This is a genomic window from Undibacterium sp. RuTC16W, assembly GCF_049339445.1.
Taxonomy (GTDB): Bacteria; Pseudomonadota; Gammaproteobacteria; order Burkholderiales; family Burkholderiaceae_D; genus Undibacterium.
Genome location: NZ_JBMPPE010000009.1, coordinates 25,496 through 40,927, shown reverse-complemented (window position 1 = coordinate 40,927; position 15,432 = coordinate 25,496). Strand labels below are relative to the sequence as shown.

At 50.7% G+C, this 15,432-nt stretch carries 11 protein-coding genes; 5 read left to right on the top strand and 6 right to left on the bottom strand.

From position 1 onward, the window contains the following. Window positions 1-144 precede the first annotated feature (144 nt). Complete coding sequence (eda, locus tag ACO0K4_RS16210; protein ID WP_422957698.1) at window positions 145-783, bottom strand: bifunctional 4-hydroxy-2-oxoglutarate aldolase/2-dehydro-3-deoxy-phosphogluconate aldolase; 639 nt, start codon at window positions 781-783, stop codon at window positions 145-147. Between the two features lie 69 nt (window positions 784-852). Then, window positions 853-2,715, bottom strand: coding sequence for a phosphogluconate dehydratase (gene edd, locus ACO0K4_RS16205; RefSeq protein WP_422957697.1), 1,863 nt, complete (start codon window positions 2,713-2,715; stop codon window positions 853-855). A 394-nt stretch (window positions 2,716-3,109) separates the two neighbouring features. Here edd and zwf point away from each other — a divergent pair, with 394 nt between their 5' ends. From zwf to ACO0K4_RS16185, 4 genes are all read left to right on the top strand, one after another. Further along, window positions 3,110-4,579, top strand: coding sequence for a glucose-6-phosphate dehydrogenase (gene zwf / locus ACO0K4_RS16200; RefSeq protein ID WP_422957696.1), 1,470 nt, complete (start codon window positions 3,110-3,112; stop codon window positions 4,577-4,579). Beyond that, on the top strand, window positions 4,566-5,255 hold the full coding sequence (gene pgl / locus ACO0K4_RS16195; RefSeq protein WP_422957695.1) for a 6-phosphogluconolactonase: 690 nt from the start codon (window positions 4,566-4,568) through the stop codon (window positions 5,253-5,255). The genes zwf and pgl overlap by 14 nt, the downstream gene beginning before the upstream one ends. A gap of 164 nt (window positions 5,256-5,419) precedes the next feature. Next, window positions 5,420-6,316: an SIS domain-containing protein gene (locus ACO0K4_RS16190; RefSeq protein ID WP_422957694.1), complete on the top strand. Its 897-nt coding sequence runs from the start codon at window positions 5,420-5,422 to the stop codon at window positions 6,314-6,316. Between the two features lie 96 nt (window positions 6,317-6,412). Next, window positions 6,413-7,354, top strand: coding sequence for a DedA family protein/thiosulfate sulfurtransferase GlpE (locus ACO0K4_RS16185; protein WP_422957693.1), 942 nt, complete (start codon window positions 6,413-6,415; stop codon window positions 7,352-7,354). Window positions 7,355-7,454: 100 nt separating this feature from the next. Here the strand turns inward: ACO0K4_RS16185 and ribA are convergent, their stop codons facing one another. From ribA to pepN, 3 genes are all read right to left on the bottom strand, one after another. Continuing rightward, window positions 7,455-8,087, bottom strand: coding sequence for a GTP cyclohydrolase II (ribA, locus tag ACO0K4_RS16180; protein WP_422957692.1), 633 nt, complete (start codon window positions 8,085-8,087; stop codon window positions 7,455-7,457). A 307-nt stretch (window positions 8,088-8,394) separates the two neighbouring features. Further along, window positions 8,395-9,396, bottom strand: coding sequence for a class 1 fructose-bisphosphatase (locus tag ACO0K4_RS16175; RefSeq protein WP_422957691.1), 1,002 nt, complete (start codon window positions 9,394-9,396; stop codon window positions 8,395-8,397). 67 nt (window positions 9,397-9,463) lie between these two features. Beyond that, window positions 9,464-12,142 carry an aminopeptidase N gene (pepN, locus tag ACO0K4_RS16170; RefSeq protein WP_422957690.1) on the bottom strand — a complete coding sequence of 893 codons (2,679 nt, stop codon included), beginning with the start codon at window positions 12,140-12,142 and terminating at the stop codon, window positions 9,464-9,466. Between the two features lie 348 nt (window positions 12,143-12,490). On the opposite strand from pepN, the gene ACO0K4_RS16165 reads away from it, so the two are divergent. Beyond that, on the top strand, window positions 12,491-13,147 hold the full coding sequence (locus tag ACO0K4_RS16165) for a DUF4136 domain-containing protein (RefSeq protein ID WP_422957689.1): 657 nt from the start codon (window positions 12,491-12,493) through the stop codon (window positions 13,145-13,147). A gap of 51 nt (window positions 13,148-13,198) precedes the next feature. Here ACO0K4_RS16165 and ACO0K4_RS16160 read toward each other — a convergent pair whose 3' ends face one another. Next, window positions 13,199-15,355, bottom strand: a complete 2,157-nt coding sequence (locus tag ACO0K4_RS16160; RefSeq protein WP_422957688.1) for a DUF1631 family protein — start codon at window positions 15,353-15,355, stop codon at window positions 13,199-13,201. Between the last annotated feature and the right edge of the window lie 77 nt (window positions 15,356-15,432).

Sequence of the window (15,432 nt, the reverse complement as noted above, 5' to 3'; positions counted from 1 at the left end):
ATGAAAAGACGAGCCTGCTATTGAATCACTTTACGGGGGAGTATCTGGCTATTACCCTCTTATCCGCACATATCTATTAGCGCATTAAGAAAAATAAGTCTATACACCCTACCAGTATATTATTTTAGGCAATAACTAAAATGATTACTTACCTGCCGCCGCAGCCTGCGCCGCCAGACTGCCGATAGCTTGCCAGTCGCCTGCATTGATCAGATTGGCCGGACACATCCAGGAGCCGCCAACACACAGGATATTTTTTTGTTGCAACAAAGCTGGCGTCGCCTCAACCGTGACGCCGCCAGTGAGGCAAAAACGCACATCAGGAAAAGGACCGCCCAAAGCTTTGGCCATTTTGGTGCTGCCGACGATATCAGAAGGGAACAGCTTCACCACATCAAAACCATATTCCAGCGCCAGCATCAGGTCACTCGCACCACCGACACCAGGAAAGTAAGGCAAACCCGATTCTGCCGCAGCCTTTGCCAGTGCCGGCGTGATGCCAGGGCTGATGCCGAACGCCGCACCGGCGTACTTCACGGCATCCAGCTGCGCATAGGTCAAAATCGTTCCGGCACCGACCGTCACATCCGGACAAGCCTTCACCACTTCACGCAATACCGTCATCGCATTCGGCGTACGCAGGGTGATCTCAACTGCTGGCAAACCGTTTTCTGCGAGAGTCGTTACACAACGAATCGCCTGATCCACATCATCCGTCACCAAAATCGGTAACACGCGGATTTGTTCTAATTGCTGAATGATGTTTTGTTTGGTGTGAATCATGATGGTCTCGCTCTCGCTGTTATAGGTAAATGATGCTCTAATTGATTAGTCGCTTAGTCGCTCAGTAGATTAATCAATAAACAAGGTTGATGCGCCATGCTCCGGCGCTGTCACGACCCGGCGCTGCGCAGCAAACAACTCGCGGCCGTAATCAAACGTCTCTATAGCAGATGGCTGGCGCACCGCACGACTTGCCCATTCCGTCTCATCGACCAGAGCACGCAACTCGCCCGTATGCACATTGACTTCAATGAGGTCGCCATCGCGTACTTTGCCTAGCGGTCCGCCCTGTGCAACCTCGGGACTCACATGCAAAGCCGCAGGGATTTTACCGCTGGCACCAGACATACGACCATCAGTCACCAGCGCGACCTTATAACCCGCCGACATCAGACTGCCGAGTACCGGCGTGAAGTGGTGCAGCTCTGGCATTCCGTTGGCCTGCGGCCCCTGAAAAATCACGACAGCGACAAAATCCTTGTTCAGCTGGCCTGCTTTATACGCACCAACCAAGGCATCCTGCGACTCAAACACAATCGCTGGCGCACGCACGATCCATGCGTCTTCCGGCACGGCAGAGGCTTTCACAATGGCACGACCGAGATTGCCCTGCAACAGACGCAAACCGCCTGTCGGAGCAAACGGCTCAGTCACATTACGCACGACGTCTTTATTTGTAGACTCTGCCGGAGAAGCTTGCCATTGAACTTGATTGCCAGCAGCGCCTTCGACCAGTGCCGGACGATTGATATGCCCTGCCAGGCCTTGATCTCCGTATACCGTTTTCACATCTGCATGCATCAGGCCAGCAGACAGCAATTCACGAATGACAAATGTCGGTCCGCCTGCATCTTCAAACGCATTCACGTCTGCCGTACCATTCGGATAAACACGGGTCAGCAAAGGGATCACTGACGACAATTCATCAAAGTCCTGCCAGTCAATCAGAATACCGGCAGCACGCGCTACCGCAATCCAGTGAATCGTATGATTAGTCGAACCACCAGTTGCCAGCAAAGAGATCACCGCATTGACGATGGTTTTTTCATTCACCAATTCGCCAATCGGGGTGTAATTGCCACCTTGCTCGGTTAATTGCAATACGCGCTCGACCGCCGCGTCGGTCAGTACGTGACGCAGAGGATCACCCGGATGGACAAAAGCGGCACCAGGCAGATGCAAGCCCATTGCCTCCAGCAGCATCTGATTACTATTCGCAGTTCCGTAGAAAGTACAGGTACCGGCACTGTGATACGCCGCGCTCTCGGCCGCCAGCAGTTCTTCTTTCGTTGCCTTGCCTTGGGCATAGCGTTCACGCACGGCAGCTTTTTCTTTATTCGACAGGCCAGATCCCATCGGGCCGGCGGGAATAAAAATGGTCGGCAGATGGCCGAATGCCAGCGTACCGATCAATAAACCAGGCACGATCTTATCGCAGATTCCCAGACATAAAGTCGCGTCAAAAGCGTCATGCGATAAGGCTACCGCGGTCGCTTGCGCAATCACATCGCGCGAAAACAGCGACAACTCCATGCCGGGACGACCTTGTGTCACACCGTCACACATCGCAGGCACCGCACCGGCAACTTGCGCGGTGCCGCCAAAGCGCAAGGCTGCCTGGCGGATTTGTTGCGGATAGGATTCGTAAGGCTGATGCGCGGACAACATGTCGTTGTAGGCGGTGACGATACCGATGTTCGGTTTTTGTGCCTGATTCAGCCAGATCTTGGTGCCGCTATCCATCGCAGCATTGGCATGCGCCTGATTGGCACAAGACAGGCTCGCGCGGCGCGGGCCACGTCCCGCCATTTTCTGAATCCGCGCCAGATAGGCGCTACGTAAAGTCTTGCTGCGCTCGGCAATACGCTGTGTGACACGGGCAACGACGGGATGAATCTCTGGAGTGATCAGTGCGGAAGTAGATGTTGTCATGGCAGACTAGCCTCATGCTTTTTTTGGATACTGCAAAGATAGCATAAAACCTAAATTTCTGTAACAAACTTTCAGTTAATCAAATATTTTCATGTATTTCACGTAAATATGACAAATTTATCGTAATGAAACTACATTTTTGATTGTATTCTGGCATAATCAAGAAAAATAAAAGCAATGCGTAAGGTACATAAGTGCGTTTCATCAGTGCGCTTTACAAGCATAAATAAGGTAAGCCTGAATAAGTAAAGCAAAAAAGTACGCTCCGGTGTGGCTGAGTAACCTGGGTCCAGCTAAAAAGCCCGGGCAATATAGAGCGTATACCGTGCTATAGCGATGCCTGCTTATTCTGTCGACATCATCATTTACAACTCAGAACAACCTTGGAGTCAGCATGACCACATTTGTATTGTTTGGCGGCACCGGCGATCTCGCCAAGCGCAAGATTATCCCTGCCCTGTATAGCGCCTTTGTCAATGGTCGTCTGGATGCTGACTTTCAATTTATCGGCGCCGCACGCGAAGCCTTGTCCGATGAGGATTTCCGTAGCCGTGTCGCGGCCAGCATAGAATCGTATGGCGCCAAGACCGAGGACAAAGAGGCCGGGCACAGCGAAAAAACAGCCGCCTTTCTGGCGCTGACGCATTACTCCAAAATCGATGCGCGTGAAGCCAGCGACTTTGATGCGCTCAAAAAACAAATCAAAACCAGCGATACCAATGCGACGCTGTTCTATCTGGCGACCGGCCCCGATCTGTTCGTGCCTATCGTAGAACAACTCTCCAAGCATGGCCTGGTCGAAGGCAATGCCCGCGTCGTACTGGAAAAACCGCTGGGCCGCGATGCTCAGTCCGCGAAAGAAATTAATGCCTCATTACGCAGCTATCTACGCGAAAACCAGATCTATCGTATCGATCATTACCTCGGTAAAGAAATGGTGCAAAATCTGCTGGCCTTACGTTTTGCGAATGCGTTTCTCGAACCGCTGTGGAATCGCAAATCGATCCAGGACGTGCAAATCTCGATCTCGGAACAAGTCGGCGTTGAATCACGCGGCGACTTTTACGACCGTACCGGTGCCCTGCGTGACATGGTGCAAAATCATTTGCTACAACTCGTCTCTATCGTTGCAATGGAACCGCCAGTCAACGCCAATCCTGATGCGATCCGCGATGAAAAAGTTAAAGTACTGCGCGCCCTGCGTAAATTTACTCCGGAAGATATCAGCAAAAAAACCGTGCGCGGCCAGTATCGCGCCGGTGCGGTTGATGGTCAGCCAGTGATTTCATATCAGGCGGAACCTGGTGTGCCACCGGCATCGCGCACAGAAACCTTTGTTGCCATTAAGGCAGAGATCGATAACTGGCGCTGGGCTGGCGTGCCGTTTTATCTGCGCACCGGTAAGCGTATGGCGAGCCGCAGCGCCGAGATCACGATCAATTTCAAACCGATTCCGTATTCGATTTTTGGTAGTTCGCAAAGTAATTTACGCTCGAATCGCCTGGTCATTTCTTTGCAGCCGGAAGAAAGCGTGCAACTGTTTTTAAAAGCCAAAGAACCAGGTGAAGGCATACGCTTATCCGATGTCGCCCTGAATCTGGATTTTGCCGAAGCCTCGAATTCACGCCGTGTCGAGTCCTATGAACGTCTGTTGCTTGATGCGATGCACGGTGATCTGACCCTGTTCGTGCGTGATGATGAACTCGGTGCGGCATGGGCATGGATAGATCCGATCATGACTGCATGGCAAAACGATAGCGAAGGACTGAAGTCCTATATCGCCGGTAGCTGGGGACCGTCGGCATCCAGTTATTTGCTTGCGCAAAACGGTGCGGCCTGGGGTGAAGAATATGTTGAAGGCTGAGACCATGGTGCTACATAGCTTTGCCAGCTTTGAAGAACTCAGCGACGCTCTGGTGGCTGAATGGTTAGGCATTATCGATACCGCAGCATTGGCGCGGCTCCCAGCCTATTTTGCCCTTGCAGGCGGCTCCACGCCTGCGCCTCTGTATCGCCGGCTCGATCAATTGCTGTCGCATCGTGACAGTAATAACGTGAAATTGGTTGCGACCGATGAGCGTTGGGTGGATGATGCGGATGCGCAAAGTAATGAAGGCTTATTCAAACAAAGCATGGCGCAATCGTATGGCAAACAATGGAAATTGATCTCGTTGAAAAATGCCGCGCGTACCCCAGAAGTAGCGACGGAAGCGATCAGTCATCGTCTGGACGAACAGATTCCGCAAGCATTCAGCGCAGTCTTGCTCGGCATGGGCGCGGATGGACATATTGCCTCGCTATTTCCCGGCGCACCGACTCAACATGATGAGTTGGCTTGTCTGGCGGCACTGCATCCACAAACCCGCCAAAGGCGCATGTCCCTGTCGCTACCACGTCTGCTAAATACAGACAGGATCTGGTTGGTGATCACCGGAGCAGAGAAGCGCCGTGTTCTGGAAAATGCAGCAGAAACATATTTACCCGTCGCCGCGCTATTGCATGAAGCCCGTTGCGATGTTGAAGTATTTTGGTGTCCATAATCCGAAATTGTCCATACGGATTTGCAATGATGACAGAGGCATTTTGCCGAGGCAGTTTTGGTGTGAATTTTGATGTGGATTTTGCTGTGACTGCGGCGCTCACATAGTATCGTGGGTGTACCCGCTGGACAATCTCGGATAACAATAACTGATTATAAAAAGCCATGCCAAATTCTGTATCCCGTCTTCTCGATCCTAAGCCGATTCCATCTGAAAAAGGTTTGCTGGCGCGCATACGCACTGCCAGTACGGCGCTGAGTCGTGCCGAGCGGCAGGTTGCGGAGTTTTTATTACAGAAACCGCATGATGCACTGGAGATGTCGATCCGTGTTCTGGCGCAGGCTTGTGATGTCAGCGAGCCGACGGTTGCACGTTTTTCGCAGTCGATGGGATTTGATGGTTTCAAGACCTTTAAGCTCGCATTTGCCAAGAGTCTGGCCACTGGCATTCCGTTCTTGCATCTCGATGTCAATCAAGCCGATTCGGTACGTGATGTGCTGCCCAAAGTATTTGACCGCACCATTGCTGCATTGATGGAAGCACGCAATTCAGCCAACACCGCAAGCTTTGAAGCCGCAGTCAACCTGCTGTCACGCGCACGCCGGATTGAATGTTATGGTCTAGGTTATTCGGGTGCGCTGGCCATCGACGCACAGCTAAAATTTTTCCGGTTCGGCATTCCTACGACTGTCTTTTGCGATGCCCATTTACAAGCGCAATCCGCATCCTTGTTAAACAGTGATTGTGTGGTCGTCGCCTTCTCACGCACCGGCCGCACCCGCGACATGATACGCAGCGTGCAGCTCGCCAAAGGTGCTGGTGCCAAAGTGCTGGTGCTATGCGCCAGTGGCGGCCCGCTGGCGGAACTCGCTGACGTCCATCTCAGTGTCGACGTCGAAGAAGATCCCGATATCTACACCCCGATGACCTCGCGCCTCGCCCACCTGACCTACATCGACGCCCTCGCCGTCGCAGTCACTCTGCAACGCGGCCCGGCAGCAATCGATATGCTGGAGCGCGCCAAGGCCAGCATCAGCGAAAAACGGCTCGATTCAAAATAGAGTCAGTCCGGAATAAACAGCACCGCATCACAAAAAGGCAGATCGTCATACAATGATGAATTACGTCCATGCTAGCGACCAGGCCACTTTCCCACCATGATGCAAACCCTGATACAACTCGCCCATCAATACGGCCTGATCATTGTCTTTAGCAATGTCTTGCTGATGCAATTGGGGCTGCCGATTCCGACGGTGCCGACGCTGATCGTGTCCGGTACGCTGGCCGCCGATGGTCATGTGTCTCTGGCGGCCTTGCTGGCGGTAACGGTATTGGCGAGCCTGATCGGTGACACGGTGTGGTATCTGATTGGGCAGCGTCACGGTTTGCGGGTCATGACTTTTTTATGCCGCCTGTCGTTGTCACCGGATTCATGCGTACGCCAGACCGAGACACGTTTTGAGCGCTGGGGATTGACGACCCTGCTGGTGGCGAAATTTATCCCTGGCCTGTCTCTGATCGTCGCGCCAATGGCGGGGGCGTTGCGCTTGCCTCGACTGGCATTTTTATTCTTTGATGCGATCGGAATATTTTTATGGGCAAGCCTGGCAATCGGCTTTGGCTGGTTATTTCATCCGGATATTGAGCTGATCAGCCGTCAGTTTATGGCGCTGGGTAATGGCGCACTGGTCATTGCAGGCATCGCCTTGCTCGCGTACATCAGCTATAAATGGTGGCAGCGCTGGCGCTTCCAGAAAATTCTGGCAATCGCCCGCATCAGCGTCAATGAGCTGGTTGACATGATGGATTCTGGGAACACCCCGGTGATCGTCGACATCCGCTCACCATCGGTACGCACTCTCGACGCAAGACATATTCCCGGGGCGAAGATGATTGCACTGACTGAGTGGCAAACACTGATCCCGCATGTCCGGCCAGAGAGCGATATTGTGGTGTATTGCAATTGCCCGAATGAGGCTTCTGCAGCACAGATGGTAAAGCTGTTGATGGGACGCGGCTATAAACGGGCGCGGCCATTGCTCGGCGGTTTGGATGCCTGGGTAGAGGCTGGCCACGAAATCCATATCTATCCCTCATGACCGTACTTAGCCGAGGATAGGCTAAGGAACGTCATCGCATAATCTGCATAATCTGTAACCGTAATGCATCAGGGGTCAAATCAAGACCGCCCAACTTCCATCACAATTCTGGCTGTATCAGATGTCCTAATTTAGTCGCCTTGGTGCTGAGATAACGCTCATTATGCGGATTACGGCGGATGATCAGCGGGATGTGTTCTGTGATCGTAATTTTCAGACCTTCCATCGCGGCAATTTTGCGAGGGTTATTCGTCATCAGTTTGAGCGAGCTGATCCCTAAATGTTTTAGCATGGGATCGCATAAGCTGTAATTGCGCAGATCTGCGGCAAAACCGAGTTGCTGATTTGCCTCAACGGTATCGGCACCCTGATCCTGCAAGTGGTAAGCGCGCACCTTGTTCAGCAGACCAATGCCACGCCCCTCCTGACGCAGGTACAGCAACACGCCACGGCCTTCTTGCGCGATTTTTTGTAAGGCCATTTCCAGCTGCGGTCCGCAATCGCAACGCAGGCTGAACAAAGCATCGCCAGTCAAACATTCGGAATGTATGCGCGCCAGCACTGGCTCGCCGTCTGCAACGTTACCCAAGCTTAAAGCGATATGCTCTTTACCGGTGTCCGGCTCCACAAAGGCATGCATCTGAAAAGTTGCCCAGGTCGTCGGCAAATTGCAGGACGTTACGTACTCTAATGCCTGAGCTGAAGTACTCACAGGCGTGTCAATGCTAGACATAAATTTCTCACGGATTATTCTGAATGGACTTACGCAAACTAATTTGCTTTATTACTATTTTCGCAATGATGGTGATGAACCGCGTTGGCAAGAGTATAAACGACCACGGACTTTTGCACTCTGATGGCGCACAAGCTCTAGAGCGGTTCGTCCAAATTACCTGATTTTATCTGCTTGTCTGTAAGATATATGGGCACATCCGGAATTTCCAAGCCTGCTCAGGCATCAATAAAAAAACCCACGATTTTCGTGGGTTTTTGATAAGAGACCGGATCAGCTTTATTCTTACCGGATTCTTGAAGTCGTCTTATTCCTGATGGTAACGCGTGACCAGTTCTACTTCATTTTTTGAGCCGAGAAAGACCGGCACGCGCTGGTGCAGTTTTTCAGGCTGGATATCCAGCATACGTTGCTTGCCGTCGGTCGATGCGCCACCCGCCTGCTCAACGATAAAAGACATAGGATTAGCTTCATACATCAGGCGCAGTTTGCCTGGCTTGTCCGGTTCACGTGCATCCGCCGGATACATAAAGATACCGCCGCGATTCAAGATACGATGAACGTCCGCCACCATTGATGCAATCCAGCGCATATTAAAATCCTTGCCACGCGGACCAGTAACGCCAGCCTGCATCTCGTTCACATAACGGGTGACCGGAGGATGCCAGTGACGGGTGTTCGACGCATTGATCGCATATTCCTTGGTGTCTGCCGGGATTTGCATATTGCGTTGCGTCAGTACCCAGGAACCCATTTCACGATCAAGCGTAAAGCAGTTCACGCCATTACCCGTGGTGAGCACCAGCACCGTTTGCGGACCATACACAGCATAACCGGCAGCGACCTGCTTATTCCCCGCTTGCATGAAGTCTTTTTCTGTCGGCGTTGCCATACCGTCCAGTGCTTTCAGGACGGAGAAAATCGTGCCGATGGACACATTCACATCAATATTGCTGGAGCCATCCAACGGGTCAAACAGCAGCATATATTCACCCATCGGATAGCGATTCGGAATCGGATGAATACTTTCCATTTCTTCCGATGCCATCGCTGCCAGATGACCGCCCCACTCGTTTGCTTCGAGCAAAATCTCATTCGACAGGATGTCGAGCTTCTTCTGCACTTCGCCCTGGACGTTTTCGGTGCTCGCTGTTCCCAGCACCTCGCCTAACGCACCCTTGCCAACAGCATGACTGATGGTCTTGCAGGCACGTGCAACGACTTCGATCAATAAGCGCAATTCAGCAGGAATAGAATTATTGAGGCGTTGTTCTTCAACCAGATATTGCGTGAGACTGACACGTTTCATAAGTTTCCTTTGTTATCCCGGCAGTTAATTACCCAGGATATATTCATCAATAATATGGCCGTCACTATTAAGAAGCCAAAGCTTTGCTGACGACTTCCAGCACATCTTTCGACAGGTTCTTGGTATCAGCAATTTTCTGCAGAGCGACTTTCATATGCGCTTGCAAATTCTTTGGATATTTCTTCCATCGGTCCATACTGCGTGCCAGGCGAGCAGCAACTTGAGGATTGATTTTATTGAGCGAGATAACCAGTTCTGCCCATAAAGCATAACCACTGCCATCCGCCGCATGAAACCGTGATGGATTCGCATTGCAAAAGCTGAACACGAGACTGCGCGCGCGATTAGGATTATTCAGGGTAAAGGCCGGATGCGTCATCAATTCGCGGACTTTTGCCACATCCGTCGTACGCGCCGTACCTTGCAGCATGAACCATTTATCGATTACTAATGCTTCTTTTTTGAATTCTTTGTAGAACTGATTCAAAGCTTGCTCAGCAGACTTGGTATTTTTTGCCGAGCCTGAAAAATTCGTCAGCGCAGTCAGTGCCGCCAAGCGATCGGTCATATTCTCAGCTTCTGCAAATTGTGTTTTAGCGAGATCAAAAGTAGCGTCGTCCGGCCACTCCAGGAGATAAGACAGCGACAGATTTTTGAGTCCGCGCTTCGCCGCAGAAACGGCATCTGGACTGTATTTGCCCGGAGTCAGATTCTCTTCATAGGCAGTCAGGAAATCCGCTTTCAAATGCTGGGTCAGGTTAGCACGCATGAATTTTCTGGCTTCGTGAATCGCTTGCGGATCGACGACGCTAAACTCCTCAGCAATCATCGCTTCCGAGGGTAAGGTCAAGACCAGTTCGCGGAAAGCAGGATCCAGCGTTTTGTCATTCAATGTTTTGCGCAAAGCATCGACGAACATCGTATCGAGTTCCAGCGTTTCGGCTTGCTGGACTGCCTTGGTCAGTTTTACCAGACGGCGTGTTGCAAGGCGCTGCCCCGCTTCCCAACGGTTGAATGGATCACTGTCATGCGCGAGCAAGTGTCCCAGTTCTTCGTCACTATAATTAATTTCCAGAACCACCGGCGCGGAGAAGTTACGTAAGATCGATGGCGTCGGCTGTTCAGTAATTCCCGTAAAACGGAAAGTCTGACTCGTCTTGGTCAACTCCAGCACCAAGGTAGCTGGTGCATCATCGGAACTGACGCCGTCAAGCTGCAACGCTATATCCTTGCCCGCTTTATTCAGCAAACCAACCGCAACCGGAATATGGAAAGGCAGTTTTTTAGTCTGACCAGCCACCGGCAAACTCGATTGCGTCAAGGTGATGTCATAGGTCTTGGCTTCTGCATCAAATCGGGTCTCGACCTTCACACGTGGCGTACCTGACTGACTATACCAGCGCTCAAATTGTGTCAGATCACGGCCAGACGAATCGGCCATCGCAGCGCGGAAATCATCACATTCCACCGCTTGGCCGTCATGCCGCTCGAAGTACAAATCCATGCCTTTACGGAAACCGTCATGTCCCAGCAAGGTGTAATACATACGCACAACTTCTGCACCTTTTTCATAAATCGTGACGGTATAAAAATTATTGATTTCGACAAAGGAGTCAGGACGTACCGGATGCGCCATCGGGCCGGCATCTTCAGAGAACTGTACCTGACGCAGCAAACGCACATCTTCGATACGCTTCACAGCACGGCCAGTCGCAGTACCAACCAGATCGGCAGAAAATTCCTGATCGCGGAAGACGGTCAATCCTTCTTTCAGGGATAACTGAAACCAGTCGCGGCACGTTACGCGATTACCGGTCCAGTTATGGAAGTATTCGTGACCGACCACAGATTCAATACCGGCATAATCAACGTCGGTAGCAATACGCGGGTTCGCCAGGACAAACTTGGTATTGAAAATATTCAGGCCCTTGTTTTCCATCGCCCCCATATTGAAATCGCCAGTCGCCACAATCATAAAACGATCGAGATCCAGCTCGAGGCCGAAGCGTTCTTCGTCCCAGCGTATGCTGTTCTTCAGGGAGTCCATGGCATGCTGGGTCTTATCCAGATTGCCGTCCTCTACCCAGACTTGCAATAAGGCTTTCCGGCCGGATTTGAGCTTGAATTTTTCTTCCTGGCAAACCAGTTTTCCGGCAACCAGTGCGAACAGATAAGACGGTTTTTTGAAAGGATCTTCCCATTTCGCGTAATGACGGCCATCGCCGAGATCACCTTCTTCAATCAGGTTACCGTTGGACAGCAAGACTGGATATTTCTTTTTATCTGCACGCAGCATCACGGTGTATTTCGCCATGACGTCAGGACGATCCGGGAACCAGGTGATTTTACGAAAACCTTCGGCCTCGCATTGGGTAATAAAATTATGATTCGATGTGTACAACCCGGATAAAGAGGTGTTCTTGACCGGCTTGATCAGTGTTTCAATTTCCAGCGTGACCTCATCAGGCGCATTCGCGATACGCAGTGTCTCGCCTTCGATTTTGTAAGCGGATTTTTTCAGGTTGATACCGTTCAGGCGCAATTGCAGTAACTTGAGTGACTCACCGAACAGAACAATATCTTTTTCGCTGCTATCGTGATTACGGCGCATGACCATTCGGGTGGCGACATGCGTCGCGTCCGGATCGAGATCAAAACCCATTTCAACAGTATCAACCCAATAACCGGGAGCGATGTAATCTTTGCGGAAGATAGTGACAGGTGTATCAGCAGTGTCTGTACGCATGAGTTCGAATGCCTTGTAAAAATAAAAGCGAAAAAGGGAGCGCTGGACTGGCCCAAAATTATTCCGTTAAGAGGTATCCGCAAAGACAACCCGGCCGAAACAATTTTACGCCCGTAAATAGTCAACATAGCGCAAAGACTAGTATTTTACCAAGCTGTACAGTCAGTCTTCATCTGCTTTAGGCATTACCATAGAAAATTCGGCAAAAAATCAGACTAATTCGACTAATTGCCTGATATTTCACTCTCTTTTTCATCTTGCTTGCGACAAGCCTCGCGTGACAAAACGTAACGGGACGAACTTACTGCGGCTTATATCATCTAAAATTAGAATGAAAGGAGATTTGCGATGAAAATGATATGTCACTATTGCCTGGCTGCTCTATCCCTGTGCGCCGTTCTCTTCATGACGGGATGTGCTACGACGGTAAGTAGCCGGGTCAGCGTTTTTCACGAATGGCCTGCGGAACTGAAGAATAAAAGTTTCGTTGTTGATAAATCGGAGAAACAAGCCAATAGCCCTGAATTTAAAGCCTATGAGCAACTACTACGCGAGAAGTTGAAACAAATTGGTCTGGTCGAGGCAAATTCGGCAGATGCAGCCAATGTCACTGGCGCAGTACTCTCCGTAACGATGAATTACGCCAGCAACCTGAGTGAGATCCAGTTGTCATCCCCGTGGGATTTGGCGCTGTATGATCCATTCTGGCGCCTGCATTTCAATCGAGGGTTGGTTTTTTACCGGCGCCCTTTCTTTTACCCACGGTATTACACCGATAGCCTGCTGATGCAGGACATCAGCGTGCGCCGGTATTATCTACATCAGCTTGAAGTGAATATCACGGATAAAGCGAGCGGTAAAAAATTGAGTGAAATCAAAGCCAGTACGGAGCAATTGAATCCCGAGATCAATACCAGCATGCATTACCTGATGGACAGTGCGTTCTTGCATTTTCCGGGAGTAAGTGGCTCGACGGTTGAGGTTGAATTGCCGGTAGAAAAATAAGGAATTTCAATTAAAAAAAGCGACTCAGGCGAGTCGCTTTTTTTCAAGCTACTAGCCCGGAGGATCCCGTAACGCCTCTAACAACGCTCTGTCCACCACAGAATCCGCCACAATCTGTACGGCTTCACCATCACGAAATTTATGCGCCAGCTCTTCGCTGGAAATTGAAAACGAGTCATGCCCCTGGCGGTTCGTAAAAATATAACGTGTCCGCTTAGGACTAACCCAGGCGAGTTTAAAGCGTGCAGTAGAGCCATTGGCGCGGGTAAAATCAATCCAGACGCCACGTTCCATCGTCTCCAGCATCAGCGTCCATTCATCTGCGGGCTGCTCGTTCTGATCTTGCACGTGACGATTCAGGCGACGTTCACTCGCGCGTTGCGCGATATTCACAGCGATTTCCAATTGCCGGCGCGGTGATAATTCTAATGGTGCACGCGCAATCGCGGCATGGCGTTCAGCCAGTTTGGAAAAGAAAATAACCCGGTCCGGCTCATCCCATTTAATCGCATTCAGCCAGGCATTCAGCAGGGTCAGCATGGCAGGTAATTTGCTGACTAATTCTTTGCGTTCTTCGGCGCTGTTCTTCGGCTTCAGGCTCCAGATCAGGTCGTCCATGGTTTTGAGGGCATTTTCCAGGGCGTTCGGCTTTTGATCCTTGACGCTATGCGCAATCGTCAGTATCCGTATCCACTGGTCTAGCAAGAAGGTTTCCAGAAAACCGGCTACTTCACCCGTCTCAACCCGCAAAGACACATCATTCTCGGCAAACTCCCGCGCCAGACGCATCTTCTCTTGTTTCAGCGCTTCTGCGACCGGCTGGGTAATGGCTTCTTCGGTTTTTTGCTCTTCTTCCTTCAGGAAGTTTTCCAAATCCGATACGACATCAGAAAACAAATCAATTTGCTGATCAAACTCTTGCTGAACCCGTTCAACAATGCCCTCGATCATCTGGTAAAGGGGATCTTCGCTAGTGCTATCGGTGTTCAACAACACACTGGATTTCGCCAGCGTATCAATCAACACACGAGCCGGATGGGAATCTTTAAAAAAGAAATCCTTGTCCATCAAGGCGACTTTGAGTGTCGGGATTTGCAACTGACCGATGAGGCCCTTGATATCCTCAGGAATACTCGGATCATTGAAGACGAAATCAAAAATCCTTGCCAGCAGCTCTATCGTATTCTGATCAATGTGGGTCAGATTGTCGGTTGGTGCCTGCTGCGATAACTGACGCAATGGCGAAGCGCTCATGCCGCCGGCAATCGATCCCAGGTTGTCGTTCCTTTGAATGCTGGTCAGATAATCAAAGAATTGCCGGTCGATGGTGACGGTATCGGCTTTTTCACCATAATGACCTGCATTGCTCTGGTTGCCGGTCCATGCCAGCGCATGATCCTTCCCCGTCGCCTCAGCATTCACAGGCTGACCGGAGAATATATTCCTGAGTTTATTGTGCAGATACGGGTCACGATCAGCGATGTCATCCGAACGTGTAGTTTCGTTTTTCCGCTGATTTTTTTTGAATGAGTCAGTGATGTCTGGCAAGATACCCCGCGCAATCAATGCGTCGTTAACTTCGGTCAAAATTGGCTGCAATTGCAAAAACAATTGTGGTTGCATCAAGCGTAACACCAGATGATGCGATTCGGGGGTAGGATCGAATTCCATCCACGCCTGATACACCGCATGAACAAATATTTCTGGTCTGAACGGATTCTGCGAGACGCTGATCGGCGTGCGGCGCAGGACATGGCCAATGCGGATATTCAGCGCAACTAATTGCTCGGCATTACTGACTTCGAGAGCCTGACACAGATTACGCATCAGGACTTTACTTTCCATTTCCTCAAAAGTCACGAGAGAAAAATCTTGCTTCTCGTCGTCTTTTTTCGTTTTTTTGCGGGTATTGACGGTACTGACTTCTTTTGCCAGTGCCGCGTTAATCTGACCGGCAACCAGGCGATAAAAGCTTGTGCCGTTTCTCTTCAGCAACTGATATGACTGAAAGCTGGTACTCGCCTCTTCAGGACGCACAGTCTGGTCAGAGATTTTGAACAGAGCTTCGCTTAGTCGCGTAGAAAATGCTTCCAGCTGGGATGACACCCGGTTAGTTGCGACCGGTACCAAACTTTGTAAAATTAATAAGCGACTTGAGCTGGAGAACTCACTTTTTTTTGTTGTATTGTGAAGTGGAATGGTGTCCATCGCGTGGGTCCGTTACTAGTTTCAAGGATGGCTGTCACGATTTTTCATCGCGTCATCAATCCTTGACTGAAGGCAAT

Excerpts from the sequence above, each read along its gene's own strand:
- eda (WP_422957698.1), bottom strand. The coding sequence starts at position 783 with ATGATTCACACCAAACAAAACATCATTCAGCAATTAGAACAAATCCGC.
- edd (WP_422957697.1), bottom strand. The coding sequence starts at position 2,715 with ATGACAACATCTACTTCCGCACTGATCACTCCAGAGATTCATCCCGTC.
- zwf (WP_422957696.1), top strand. The coding sequence starts at position 3,110 with ATGACCACATTTGTATTGTTTGGCGGCACCGGCGATCTCGCCAAGCGC.
- pgl (WP_422957695.1), top strand. The coding sequence starts at position 4,566 with ATGTTGAAGGCTGAGACCATGGTGCTACATAGCTTTGCCAGCTTTGAA.
- ACO0K4_RS16190 (WP_422957694.1), top strand. The coding sequence starts at position 5,420 with ATGCCAAATTCTGTATCCCGTCTTCTCGATCCTAAGCCGATTCCATCT.
- ACO0K4_RS16185 (WP_422957693.1), top strand. The coding sequence starts at position 6,413 with ATGATGCAAACCCTGATACAACTCGCCCATCAATACGGCCTGATCATT.
- ribA (WP_422957692.1), bottom strand. The coding sequence starts at position 8,087 with ATGTCTAGCATTGACACGCCTGTGAGTACTTCAGCTCAGGCATTAGAG.
- ACO0K4_RS16175 (WP_422957691.1), bottom strand. The coding sequence starts at position 9,396 with ATGAAACGTGTCAGTCTCACGCAATATCTGGTTGAAGAACAACGCCTC.
- pepN (WP_422957690.1), bottom strand. The coding sequence starts at position 12,142 with ATGCGTACAGACACTGCTGATACACCTGTCACTATCTTCCGCAAAGAT.
- ACO0K4_RS16165 (WP_422957689.1), top strand. The coding sequence starts at position 12,491 with ATGAAAATGATATGTCACTATTGCCTGGCTGCTCTATCCCTGTGCGCC.
- ACO0K4_RS16160 (WP_422957688.1), bottom strand. The coding sequence starts at position 15,355 with ATGGACACCATTCCACTTCACAATACAACAAAAAAAAGTGAGTTCTCC.